Origin of the sequence: Roseofilum sp. Guam, from assembly GCF_017746735.1 — a bacterium.
Lineage (GTDB): Bacteria > Cyanobacteriota > Cyanobacteriia > Cyanobacteriales > Desertifilaceae > Roseofilum > Roseofilum reptotaenium.
In genome coordinates this window covers 35,568-48,848 of record NZ_JAGHZN010000069.1, presented here as the reverse complement: position 1 = coordinate 48,848, position 13,281 = coordinate 35,568, and the positions used below count along the sequence as shown (strand labels likewise).

The following is a 13,281-nucleotide window of genomic DNA, read 5'->3' as shown; positions in this document are numbered from 1 at the left end:
CCAGGAGCGGAATGAAGGGAAACTTTCACGTTCCGTTCTGAAGTCGAGTTAAAAGGGTGACCTTTTAGCTTAGATAACACTGTATGAAGACCCACTGGTTTTTCTGTGGGGTCGGGAGTTGGAATTTTACCCGTGATTTGGGCTTGTGCAATGGAGGGGAACAAGGGAAAACCAAACATTGCGGGCAAACCCTTGGCAAGTTGCTTTTTGATGGTATTCAGCAGTTCTTCAGGATCGATACCCGGTCGGTCATAACGATAACTTTCAGTTGCCTTGAAATTTTCGGCAAAGGCGTAGCAGAAACTCGGAGGATCGGCATTAACTATCGCTGGGTTGTAAGGCCAATACTTTTCTGGCGGTAAACCAAAGAAGGTCAAGGCTTCCATCGCTTTGCGGTTATAGGCTCCCTTATCTGCATATTGACCGACTAATTGTCGGGCGATTTTATAAATGAACAGTCGGGAACCATCTATAGTTTGACCGAAAGCCCTCTGCTGAAAATACTCGACCAGAGCCACACAACTATTAGACTGACAAGCATCGATCTGACCTTGGTCATACACGGGGGGAAACCATCGGCGCAAATCAACTTTCTTGCGAAGTTTTGCTATCTCTAATGTCTGTGTAAACAGTTGGACTTTGTGTGTATCTAAGTAATTGTCGTTGCGATCGGGTAAGTCGGGTACCCAACCTGTACCAATCCATTCTCTACCATTGAAAATCAACATAGAAATCAACTCTTAAGTGTGTTGTTTTTTCAACTAGCGTTTGAACTGCGTCAAGCGCTGAATGCACTCTGTCTATATGACTGTTTTTATTCTCTTTTTCTTACCGTTTTCTCTATGCAAATTCTCCACATGACTTGATAAAAATACCATTTGAATATCTTGCGTAATGGTTCGAGTACAGAGGGAGATTTCATTAACCATAAAACCACCCTTTCCCAACTCGAAGACTGCGCAAACTCTTGTTTCGTTTGACTTTCTTTCAATTGTTCTATCTCTCTCGACAACAACACGGGAGTCAAAGACAAGAGCCTATGATCGCCACTAACCCTAGCTTCATGACTACTCTTCTTCCCAGGCTCGATAGAATTCTCGTGTGCCTCCGTTTTTTTTATCTCAACACTTTTAAAATCTACTCCTTCTACCCCTAAAACTCCCGTTTCCTGAATCGCCAGATTCGCGACCACTTTATACTCGATAATACTTTCTACGGTCGTAGGTATTGCTGCTTCTATTGTCTCCACAACTGGATTCTCTTGGACTTCAATTTCTGTCCTTATCTCTTTTATCTTTTCTCTCTGCTCTCTTATCCCTCTGATTTCTCCATCTGTCCCTCGGAAATAGCGACTCAATTGCTGTTTCAAGTGTTTGCGTGACAAAGATATGCGTTTGCAAACATTCTCGTAGGATATACTTTGTTCTGAGGCTATTTCCTTATGGCTGAGTTGTCGATAAAAATGTAAATTAAATGTCTCGTACAAGGGTTCTGGTAGAGTAGCGATCGCCTCCCGAATCACAATTACTTTCTCTTCGCTCTCCAAAACCTTTTCCGGGGGATCAATCGCACTCATCGTACCTACCTTCTCGGTTTCCCCCACCCATTCGAGACTATCTACGCCCGCTGCTTCCTTAGACCGTTGACTAATAAGATCGATACATAAATTGCGAGTTACCTGCATCAGCCAAGCCTTCAAATTGCGGATTTTTCCCGTATACTGCACCACCTTTTCCCTCGCCTTTAGCATCGCCTGACTCAAGGCATCTTCCGCATCTGTAGAATTACAATTCATCAACTTCAGACAGCAACAATACAGTTGGTCGTGCATTTCTTGCCAGAGCTGCCAAAACTGGGAGACGATCGCATCTGAATCCGCCACAGCACCGCGATCTTGGCACAACCTTTTCTCAGCTAAATCACACTTTTGTCTTCTCGGTTGCACAGGGTTATCCCAGCCAATTTTACTGACTTTGGCATACATATAACTTTTCCTTTTTTAGGATTTTGTTGATTTTCGCTGGATTTCTTTTGTCGGTCAAGATGCAAAAAGTAAGGGCTTAAAATCACTAATCATTCGTGAGTTCATTAACCGGTATGGGGCGCACCACTTAGGAAAATAACTTGCTAATCGCTACTGTTTCAGCTATCGTCCCCAAATCTACATGGGTTACTTTTTACCTCTTTTTCTTCAACATAAATCGAGTTAAACTAGACATAATACCTAGACGAATAAAAAACTCATTCGCCGAAGATAAGTAGAGATTATCATCTTCTCTTGTCTTTATAATATTTTTAATAAAAATCCGGATTTTTTAGGGGTCACGAGGTGAAAAGTAACTTTGGGCAAGTGCTAATATTAGGACAGTTAGGGTATTGTTTGAGGCACTCTAGCAATAGAAAATGTCTTAACTATCCTATTGACTGCTATATGACGTAAGGCAGATTCGATCAACTTATGAGTTAACTAACGAACTCATTGATGAAGGTTTGTAAGCGTTTGAGTTGGAAACGGTTGGCTAACTGCAAGATCTGTTGGGTAAAAGAAGTTAAGGTGCGATCGCTGGCGACTAGATCTTCTGCCACTTCGGTAATCGCTTGAATATCCCCGTCTTGTATAAAAACGAGTAATTGCTCTAAGATTTCGCGATCCGGCACAATCATCCGCTCCGATTGGCCTCCATCGGCTCCTTGAGGTGAAGATGAATCTGGAGGAGGGTCTTGATAAACCCACTCTAAATTTAAATGAGCCGAGAGTAACTGAAAGAGTAATTTGGCATCTACGGGTTTAGGCAAAAAGTCATGCCCGCCGGTATCTAGGGCACGTTGGCGATCGAGTTCAGATACAGAAGCGGATGAAACAATGACAATAGTGTGTTGGAGATCTTTGGATGAATAAACCTGCGTTAAAAATTCAAATCCATCCATTACAGGCATGACTAGATCGGTAATCACTAGATCGGGTTGGACTGAACGGAGTTGTTCTAATCCTTGTTGACCATTTTCTGCTTCAATGACTTTGAAATCAACGGATTCTAACAGGTTTCGCACAACAGCGAGGTTTTCCCAACGATCGTCGATCGCCAGAATGGTACGACGATCGCCTTCATATCCAATGATATTATGACTGCGATCGTCCTTAACTTGCTGCACCCAATCTTCAGCAATGGGGAGTTCAGTGGTGAAGAAGAATTCACTGCCGACTCCCCGTTGACTTTTAACTTGAATCTTGCCCCCCATCAGTTGTACAATCCGTTGGCTAATGGCTAGTCCTAGCCCGGTTCCTTCCGATTGTTTTTGGCGATCGCCCACCTGTTCAAACGCTTCAAACAACTTAATGCGATCGGCTTCGGCAATACCAACGCCGGTATCAATGGCCTTAAATAGAATGGAAGCAGTGGTTTCGGAGAGAGCGAGAACTTCAATCCCTAGGGTTACCGAACCAGAATCAGTAAATTTAATCGCATTACCCAACAAATTAATCAACACCTGTCGTAGGCGTTTTTCATCGGTTTCTACGCCATCCGGTAAGCTAGAACTGGGTTGATAGATAAACTCAATCCCCTTTTGTTGAGCTTTAATTTTGCACATTTCCACCACACTTTGCAGCAACGACGGTAAATGTACAGCCTGGGGATTCAGTTCGAGTTTGCGTGCCTCAATTTTAGAGAGGTCTAAAATATCATTGATTAGGGTGAGTAGATGGGAACCACATTGGTAAATGACATTTATTCCATGACGCTCTTTATCTGCAAGGACTTTAGAGCGGACTAAAATTTGAGCATAACCGAGAATGCCATTCAAGGGCGTTCGTAGTTCGTGACTCATATTGGCCAAAAAATCACTTTTGGCTTGGTTGGCAACTTCGGCTTGCTCTTTTGAGCGTTTGAGTTCTTCCGCCCGTTCTTCTAGGGCTTCATTATAACGTTCCATTTCTGCACGAGATGCTTGCAAGGAGGCCGTCATGTTATTGAACGTTTGAGCCAGAGTTCCAACTTCATCGCCCGATTCTACAACTGCTTGAGCGTCTAAATTGCCTGACATCAGCCGGTTGGTTACGTCGGTTAACCGAATAATGGGTTGGGCAATTTGTCGTCGTAGGGCAATGGCTAAAATAATAGCCATGGATAAAGCGATGAAACCGGCTAGTAGTCCTTGCCACTGGGCTTGACTTAAACTTTGACTTCCTGCCTGTAAATCTTGGGATAATTGTTCCTGTTGGTGGGTAACAATCGATTCTAATAGGGCCACCATTTCGCGGGTTACTGGTGCAGCTTCTGTTTTAAACAGGAAAATATCTTCGCGATAACGTTCCCCTTCCACGAGGGTAAAGAGGGCAGCCGTTTCTGCTAAAAACTGCGATCGCCACCCTTCTACCTTCTCTAGGGCTTGACGCTGTTCTACGGGCAATAGGGACTTCTGCTCTTGGAGCGCTTCCCAAGCCGCATCATTTTTCTTCAGAGCGCTCCCATATTCTAGTCGCAGGGACATATTTTGGGTCGCAATATATCCTTTTAGCTCCCCTAACATGCGGTCAAATGACCCCTGAAACCTCAAGATTTCCTTGAACAAGGATAAATCTGCGATGGATGAAGCGTTGTCTTCCTGCCAATTGGAAATCTGGTCGATCTCTGCTCTGAGCCTCTCAGCAGGCGCTTCTGCCTGGTCAATAAAGTGCTTGAGAGCGGGTTGATTCTCGCGGGGGCTATCTTTGAGTAGAAAGAGTTGATCCGGTAGGGTAGACCATTGCTGATAGGCAGCTTTCAATTTCTCTAGGGATTGAAGATCGATGTCATCGGCGATCGGCTCCTGGCCCAATAGTATCTCCAATTGAGCAAGATTGGCCTCGAATGCCAGCCTCGATTGTTCGTACTGAGTCCGAAATCGCGATTCTCCCGTGATGTTATACCCGCGAACATTAAGCAGCATATCTAACAGGTTTTCTTGAGCATTCCCGGAGGCGATCGCCAAAGGAACTCGTATATTCTGAGTTTGTTGAATTTTTTGGGTGACCCAAAGTCCTGCTAGGTAGCTGCGTCCAGCCACTAAAAAGGTAAGGGCTGCCAGAATGCCAAAGCTGATATTGAGCTTTTGACTAATATTGAGATGGTAAATTTTATCGCTCCATGAAGTTCTCAAAGACTTGCCAACCTGAGAAATTGTGGGAACTAGGGAGAGTTTGGTCATTGTCAGTTACTCCCGTATGATTAGCGATCTCGATTAAACACAAAGTTGGCATAGCTCAGTTCGCTGACTGCGTGCCACCCCGAAATATTATTGCGAAATGCCCTCCAATGGTCGTAAACGGCCTTAAAACCGGGATCTTGAGCAGCTATTTCTTCCTGGAGTTCAATCGCTACTTCATAAGCCGCATTCAATATCTCTTCGCTGAAGGGTAACAACTCCGTACCGCGACTGATTAATCGCTTTAGAGCCGCACCATTTTCCGTGTCATAGTGAGCCAATGTCGTCACATGAGTTTCTATAGCTGCCGCTTTAAAAATTTCTTGGTATATATTAGGCAGTTGATTCCAAGCCTCTAAATTAACATAGAGTTGAAATGCGAAACTGGTTTCCCACCAACCGGGATAGTAATAGTAAGGAGCAACATGATAAATTCCCAGGTTTTCATCATCAAACGGCCCGCTAAACTCTGCCGCATCAATCTCTCCTGACTCCATAGCGGAAAAGACTTCAGTGGAAGATAAAGTAACCGGCTCGACTCCTAAACGACTCATTACCTGCGCTCCAGCGCCCGGTATTCTCATCTTTAGCCCTTTAAAATCGGCTGGTATAGAGACTTTTTCTCTGAACCATCCTCCCATCTGAACCCCAGTTTGCCCTGCCGGAAAATTAATCACGCCATAGTCAGCATAGAGATCCTGTAAAAGGTCTAAGCCACCTCCCCGATATAGCCAGGCAGTTAGCTGTTGGGAATTCATGCCAAAGGGTAATGTATCGATGCCAAAGATGCGGTTTTTCTCAATATAGTAAGCGCCTCCTGAGTGACCACACTCTACAGTGCCATTACCAACAGCATCTAAGATTTCTAAGGGAGGCACTAATTCTCCTCCACCATAGGGAATAATTACAAATCGTCCTCCGGTCATCTCTTTGACACGGCGCGATAGGGTTTCTGCACTTCCAAATACAATATTAAGTGCTTTAGACCAACTCGTAGCCATTCTCCATTGCACAACGGGAAAAAGGGTGTTGGAGTCTGCTTCAATGGGTTCATTTTGCTGGTCTGGCTGGCTACAACTGCCTAGGGCGGCTGCTCCTGTTAAGGCAGTTGCTGATGTATGGATAAAGTGGCGACGCTTCATAATTTCATGGATTTAAATTTATCATTACTTTTTTCTTCTATGACTGGATTTTAGGGCGACTGACTTGGCTTAACTCTCGATCGGAATTTCAATGGTAAATGTAGTTCCTTTCCCTAGATGAGATTCCACACTCAGTTGTCCTTGGTGTTTTTCTACCACAATTTGATGAGCGATCGCCAGTCCCAATCCGGTTCCTTTTCCCACCGGTTTAGTGGTAAATAACGGTTCAAACAAACGGGTTTGGATCGATTCAGGGATACCGAGACCATTATCGGTAATTTGAATCTCAATTTTGTCTGAGGGCAATAATTTCGTTTGGATTTCAAGTTTTGGGTTGTCTAATTTACCTTGTAAGAGGCTTTCATCTAGAGCATCAATTCCATTGGCCAAGATATTCATAAAGACTTGATTTAGCGGCCCGGGATAGCACAAGACTGGGGGCAGGCAATTGTAGGCTTTAATGATTTCGATGGGGTCGCGATCGCCACTCCCCTTAATACGATGTTGCAAAATAGTCAGGGTACTATCTAGACATGCGTGTAAGTCTGCTTCAATTTTTGTTTCGCTATCGGCACGAGAAAAGATCCGTAGAGATTCCGTTATATTTTTGATTCGTTTGACACCAAGAGTAAACGATTCGATGATTTTCTCCATATCCTCCAGCACAAAATCTAAATCTAAATCATCTATAGCTTTCTCTAATTCTGCTGAGGGTTTAGGGCAGTCTTGCTCGTAGAGATGAAGAATGTCTTTTACACCTAGGACATAGTCTTTTAAGGGTTCAATGTTGCTAGAAAGAAAGGTAATTGGATTATTGAGTTCGTGAGCAATCCCCGCGACCATTTCTCCTAAACTGGAGAGTTTTTCTTGTTGAACTAACTGAACCTGAGCTTGTTGCAAAGCAGCCGTGCGATCGCGCACTTGGTCTTCTAAAGATTCTCTCAAGTGTTTAAGTTGCAGATGCACCCGTACTCTTGCGAGGACTTCTTCGCGATCGAAAGGTTTTGGAATGTAATCGACTGCACCTAGAGCAAAGCCTTTCGTTTTGCTTCCTGTATCAGATAATGCCGTAGCAAAAATAATGGGAATTTTTTCGGTAAGAGGTTTTTCTTTGAGTCGAGAACAGACTTCAAAACCATCCATTCCTGGCATTTGTACATCGAGCAAGATGAGTTCGGGTTGATTCCGTTCGACAAGGGTGAGGGTACTTTCTCCATCCATCGCTACCCGAAAGCGAAATCCCTCACTACTAAGGGCTTCTGAGAGTACGGATAGATTAGTGGGATTATCATCTACAATTAGAATAAACCCAGAATCTTGATTTTTTGGCATCTAATTGGCATCTCAACTTGGCAATCTTGTTTATGCGAGATTATAATCTATTTTTTATGACGGATGGGGTTAAAATTGTCGCGACCAGTTCTTGGGCCAGCGTTCAATTACCACTTTAGTTTGAGTGAAAAATTCAACGGCATGACGGCCTTGACCGTGTAAATCCCCAAAAAAGCTCTCTTTCCAACCACTAAAGGGGAAGAAGGCCATGGGTGCAGCAACACCAATATTAATCCCAATATTTCCAGCTTCAACTTCATAGCGGAATTTACGGGCGGCTGCGCCATTACTGGTAAATAAACAGGCCATATTTCCCCAAGGACTTTGGTTGATTAAGGCGATCGCCTCCTCTAAATCGTTGACATGCATTAAACCCAGAACTGGGCCGAAAATTTCGGTTCCGGCGATCGCACTTTCTGGCTCAACTCCATCTAAAATAGTCGGTCGCACAAAGTAACCTTTTTCGTAACCGGGAATGTTCGCCTTTCTGCCATCTACAAGAATTTGAGCGCCTTCTTGGGTTCCGCGATCGATTAATCCTTCAATTCTCTGTTGACTCCCTTCAGTAATGACTGGCCCCATTTGGATACCTTCATCCAGACCAAACCCGACCTTACGCTCCGTTGCAGTTGTGGAGATTGCCTCCCGAAACGAATCTCGTACAGAACCGACGGTGAGAGCGATCGAAGCCGCTAAACAGCGCTGTCCCGCACAGCCAAACGCACTATCAGCCACAATACGCATCGTCATCTCCAGATCCGCATCCGGCAGCACAATAATTGGGTTTTTCGCGCCTCCCTGACACTGCACCCGCTTCCCATGCGCCGCCGCTTGACTATATATATATCGAGCCACTGGACTAGAACCGACAAAACTAATCGCCCGAATCAAGGGGTGCTCTAAAATTGCGTCTACGGTTTCCTTCGCTCCATGGACTAAATTGACTACTCCGTTGGGTAGTCCTGTTTCCTCTAGCAGATGAAACACCTTTTCCATCGTCAGGGGCACTTTCTCCGAAGGTTTTACAATATAAGTATTGCCACAAGCGAGAGCATAGGGCATAAACCAAAACGGAATCATCGCTGGGAAATTAAACGGTGCAATAACTGCTGCAACTCCTACCGGTTGCCGAATCATGATTTCATCAATCCCCTGGGCAATATCTTCCAGATTAATCCCTTGCATCAGAGTCGGAATTCCACAAGCGACTTCCACATTCTCAATCGCTCGCCGTAATTCCCCTTGGGACTCCTTCAACGTTTTACCGCACTCGATCGTAATCGTCTGAGCAAGGCTCTCAAAGTCTCGCTCTAACAACCCCTTTAGCTTAAACAAATACTGAATTCTCTCTTGCGGGGGAACCCTGCGCCAATCCTGCTGGGCGATACTGGCTGCCGTTGCTGCGCGATCGACCTCAGTAGCTGGAGAAACCGGAACTTTTCCTAACTGCTCACTCGTCGCTGGGTTTGTTACCGAAATCGATTCTGTTGCTCTAGAGACGCACCATTGGCCATTGATATAGTTTTGTAAACTTCGAGTTTCGGTCATAACTTGTACTTACCCCACTCACGAGTTCCCACTCAACCTACTTTAAGGGTATTTTCCCACTCTCCCTACTCGTAAGCAATCTTTCCACACGTAGTCCACGTTAATGGACTCACAACCCAAATTTTACGCAATAAACCGAGGCAAAATCAAAGACAAACTCAAAAATTTTTTTAAGATCATAAAGTATAAAGACAAAGGTATTATACTAGAAGAATACACAGTATCGCTTTAGACGAGGTCAATCCAGGCAAAGGTAGCTCTCTCGTGACCCAGATCCGGGAAATCCCAGATCAACTTCACAGATCCTTCATGATGAACCTATTTTTTTTAAAGTTTCCGTGAAGTTTCGGAAAAATGCTTGTAAGTACTCCGTAGTTCTTGCTAACTTAGACTCATGAGAGGAAAACACTCAGGAACAATTACTGAACATGTTTACTCAGGGTGTTCACAATGTTGTTTCTACAAGCTCGAAAAGATATTGGTCTAAGCTCAATACTAAACAAACACTCATTCAAGTTATTTGGAGTCCTAATAAATCATGAAAAACCAACTCGTTGCTTCTATCGCTGTTCTTCCCTTAACCGTTGCTGGTGTTATGGCTACTTCCAGTGCTGCCAATGCTTTCAGCTCTACTCAATTCAGCGGTGGTTTTGGTATCGACGGTCTAACGAGTGTTACCTTAACTAAAGATGCACTAGACTTTAATAATGAACCCTTCACTCCTGTGGCTCTGACAACTCAGGAAGGTGTTTTTGCTCCATTCCAAACTGCACAAATCCAGGAAGTCGTTAGCTTTAGTGGTGATATCTATGAAAATCCTTTCCTAGATTTCGGGACGAAAACTCCTTTTGAGGTGGCCATGGGTGATGTCGGGGAAATTACTGACGGAGCTAACGTCTTCATCTTAGAGAATGCTGAATATGATATTAAGCAAAGTGGTGCTAATATCGCTATTGATGTAGCACTTTTTGGTATCTTTGACATTGGTGGGGAAACAACGAAGGGGGCAGGTAACCTGACTTTCCAACAGAACAATATGACAGTTGATGAGGCTTGGGCTATTCTCAATTCTGGTGGTTCAATTGATGATATGGCTCTAAGTGGTGCTGTATTTACTGCTGTACCTGAACCTGCAACTCTCCTGGGTCTTGGTCTAGTTGGTGCAGCCTTAGTTGGTACTCGTCGTCGCCAAAATGGATAAGGTGTAAAAGAAAAGAAGGGTTATAGTCATTTCAATTAAGGTTGATACACTAAGATCTATCTGCAAAAAGGGGATCTGTAGGGGCAAATGGTTGTTTGCCCCTACAATCATATCTGAATCTTATTTGAATCAACTGCCCACCCTACCACGATCGCCAATAATCTCAGAATAGGGCAAAACTGGATGAAGTGCTTCTAAACAAGGGACCCTCAGCCCCTTGTCTAAAGTAATCGGATCGGATTAGAAAATTTGCGATCGCATATAAGCCACGGGCAAAGTCACCAATTTCTTCGGTAAAGACACATAAGCGCGTTTGCTAAATACATCATAATCATTGCGTTCAATCGCTCCTAAAATCTGTTGATAGAGCATCAACGCTGACCAAACTGGCCATCGAGCATCCCGAATCAGATAGCGTACCCCCCGTTCTGCTTGTTTGTAGAACTTCCTTGCTCGTTGAATTTGAAAGCGCATAAACTCTCGCCAACGCTTGTCAATCACCCCGTTCAGTAAATCCTCTTCCGTATAGTCAAACAGGGCCAACTCTTCCAAGGGTAAATAAATTCTGCCGCGCTGAATATCTTCCCCCACATCCCGGAGAATATTCGTTAACTGGTTGGCAATACCTAGGGCTACCGCCTCTTCTATCGGTACATAGGGGCGATGATGCCAAGGAGCAACGGAACCGGACTCGTCTACGCCCATTACACACGTAGACATTAACCCCACAGTTCCCGCAACTCGGTAACAGTACAAATACAGATCGTCAAACGTTTGATACCGACTTTGGAATAAATCCATTCGTTGCCCGGCAATCATATCGCGGAAGGGCTGAATGTCTAGGGGAAACTGGTGTAGGGCATCCACTAGGGCAACTTCTTCATCGGTGATGGCACGTCCGTCAAACACTTCTTCTAGGCGTTGTTCCCAATGGTCAAGGGTTTCTGGAGTGGTAATTTCACTTTCCTTACCATCTACCAATTCATCGGTATGCCGACACCAAGCATAAATGGCCCAGATGGCGCGGCGCTTGATTTCTGGCATCAATAGGGTTCCTAAATAGAAGGTTTTAGCGTAGGTTGCCGTAATTTGACGACAGAGTTCATAGGATTGTTCTAGGGAGACAAGCGGTCTCATGCGAGCAGGCTTCGGTAATTGCAGCATGGGTTACAGAGGGATTCGGCGGTGGGAAATTTAGAGTGCGGACTCAGATTTAGCTGGGGACTTTATTGGAGTTTCTCCTAATTCCTGACTTCTGACAATAGCTTGGGCGGTTAATTTGCCGGACAAGACTGCTCCTTCCATGCTGGCCAGGTAGCGCTGCATGGTGTAATCTCCAGTGAGATAGAAGTTGGGAATAGGAGTTTCTTGGGAAGGGCGGTAATTTTGCCGTCCGGGGGTGGCTTTGTAGACTGAGCGGGGGGTTTTGACGACGTGGGATTTGAGCAATTTGGTTGGGTTGTCACCCGTGAAATGTTGGGGAAATAGGGTTTTCAGTTCCGCTAAAGTGGCGGCGATGATTTCTTGATCGGATTTCGAGATCCAGTCTTTAGCGGGGGCTAGAACCAGTTCCAGCATGGAGCGGTCTGGGTTAGCGTACTCTTTGCAGGTGTTACTCATGTCTGCGTAGACACTGAGAAGGGGAGAGCGAGAAAAGAGCAGATGGTCAATGTCGGTGAGTTTGCGGTCAAACCACAGGTGCAGGTTGATGACGGGAACCCCTTCTAGTCCTTGGAGTTGCTGGAAGTAGGGCATGGCTCGCCAGGGTTGGGGCAGGATGGTTTTCAGGGGATCTACGGGCATGGCAGAAACGTAGACATCGGCGGTTAACTCTTCATCGGGTTGGCCGTCGAGTCCGCGCAGTAAAAAGCTGCCAACGCTGTAGTCGTCTTTGAGGAGGAATTGTTTGATGGGGGCGTTGAGTCGAACTTGGCCACCGCGATCGCTAATATAATCGACTAAAGGCTGGCACAGTCTTTCTGTAGGAGAGCCATCGAGGAAGGCCATTTTCGAGCCGTTTTTCTCCTGGAGAAATCGATTCAGAGCTGTGAGGATAATGGTGGCGGAAATTTCATCGGGGTTAATGAAGTTCAACGCTTTGGACATGGCGATGAAGACTTCGGTTTCAATGCGAGGCGGTACGTTTTGTTTTTTGAGCCATTCACTAAAGGAATATTGATCCATTTCCTCTACATAGCTCTGTCCCTTAAGGATAGCTGGAAGCAGTCCGATGCCAAATTGAATTTTTTCACCCCAGGTGAGCATGTCGTTATTGCGGAGAATGGCAATTAGACCATTAATGGGAGCAGGGAGATCAGGAAAGTCAAACCGGGAGTAGGTTCCGGGTTTTTCCGGCTGGTTGAAGATCATCGTGTGCTGTTTCCATTGCAAACGGTCTTCAATGTCGAGTTCTTTGAATAATTGCAGCATATTGGGATAAGCCCCAAAAAAGATGTGCAATCCGGTTTCGTACCAGTCCCCGTCTTCGTCTTTCCAGGCGGCTACTTTTCCTCCTAGGACATCCCGACGCTCTAGGACAATGGGGGTGTGGCCCGCATCGGTGAGGTATTTGGCGCAGGAGAGTCCTGCTAATCCAGCTCCAGCGATCGCAACTCGCATTTAGTTTCTTTTTCGCTCTGTAACATTTCTTAGTATTCTACACCAGTCTGCCCAGAGTTCTCACTTTTTGATCGAAGATCCCCATAAATCTCGATTCCGGGAGCCAACACCACGGGTGAGTCAAGTTGCCACTTCCCCAGGTGTCTCTAGTCTGACGCATAGGGACAGCGCAGCAGAGACCAAGTTACCCATTCCCTATTCCCTATTCCCTATTCCCTAGCGGGAAGCGCTTTGTGCGCTTTACGGACTAGCACA

General features: G+C 45.2%; 9 protein-coding genes. 1 reads left to right on the top strand and 8 read right to left on the bottom strand.

Going from position 1 to position 13,281, the window contains the following annotated elements; all coding sequences use genetic code 11:
• The 6 genes from J7529_RS22085 to J7529_RS22060 all read right to left on the bottom strand — a co-directional run.
• Window positions 1-728, bottom strand: a 728-nt coding sequence (locus J7529_RS22085) for a C1 family peptidase (RefSeq protein ID WP_318730768.1), incomplete at its 3' end; no start/stop codon positions are given.
• An 86-nt stretch (window positions 729-814) separates the two neighbouring features.
• Window positions 815-1,984 (bottom strand): sigma-70 family RNA polymerase sigma factor, encoded by a 1,170-nt coding sequence (locus tag J7529_RS22080; RefSeq protein WP_318730767.1) that lies wholly within the window; start codon window positions 1,982-1,984, stop codon window positions 815-817.
• Between the two features lie 479 nt (window positions 1,985-2,463).
• Window positions 2,464-5,187, bottom strand: a complete 2,724-nt coding sequence (locus tag J7529_RS22075) for an ATP-binding protein (RefSeq protein ID WP_318730766.1) — start codon at window positions 5,185-5,187, stop codon at window positions 2,464-2,466.
• Between the two features lie 20 nt (window positions 5,188-5,207).
• Window positions 5,208-6,326, bottom strand: a complete 1,119-nt coding sequence (locus J7529_RS22070; protein ID WP_318730765.1) for a TRAP transporter substrate-binding protein DctP — start codon at window positions 6,324-6,326, stop codon at window positions 5,208-5,210.
• Window positions 6,327-6,395: 69 nt separating this feature from the next.
• Window positions 6,396-7,658: a sensor histidine kinase gene (locus tag J7529_RS22065; RefSeq protein ID WP_318730764.1), complete on the bottom strand. Its 1,263-nt coding sequence runs from the start codon at window positions 7,656-7,658 to the stop codon at window positions 6,396-6,398.
• 69 nt (window positions 7,659-7,727) lie between these two features.
• The gene (locus J7529_RS22060; RefSeq protein WP_318730763.1) at window positions 7,728-9,206 is read right to left on the bottom strand and encodes a CoA-acylating methylmalonate-semialdehyde dehydrogenase; all 1,479 of its coding nucleotides are present in this window, start codon (window positions 9,204-9,206) and stop codon (window positions 7,728-7,730) included.
• A gap of 538 nt (window positions 9,207-9,744) precedes the next feature.
• Here J7529_RS22060 and J7529_RS22055 point away from each other — a divergent pair.
• On the top strand, window positions 9,745-10,407 hold the full coding sequence (locus J7529_RS22055) for a PEP-CTERM sorting domain-containing protein (protein WP_318730762.1): 663 nt from the start codon (window positions 9,745-9,747) through the stop codon (window positions 10,405-10,407).
• A gap of 240 nt (window positions 10,408-10,647) precedes the next feature.
• On the opposite strand, the gene crtB is transcribed toward J7529_RS22055, so the two are convergent.
• Together crtB and pds are read right to left on the bottom strand one after the other, a co-directional pair.
• A complete protein-coding gene (crtB, locus tag J7529_RS22050) occupies window positions 10,648-11,571 on the bottom strand; it encodes a 15-cis-phytoene synthase CrtB (protein WP_318730761.1) in 924 nt (307 codons plus the stop codon).
• Window positions 11,572-11,601: 30 nt separating this feature from the next.
• Window positions 11,602-13,026 (bottom strand): 15-cis-phytoene desaturase, encoded by a 1,425-nt coding sequence (gene pds / locus J7529_RS22045; RefSeq protein WP_318730760.1) that lies wholly within the window; start codon window positions 13,024-13,026, stop codon window positions 11,602-11,604.
• Window positions 13,027-13,281 lie beyond the last annotated feature (255 nt).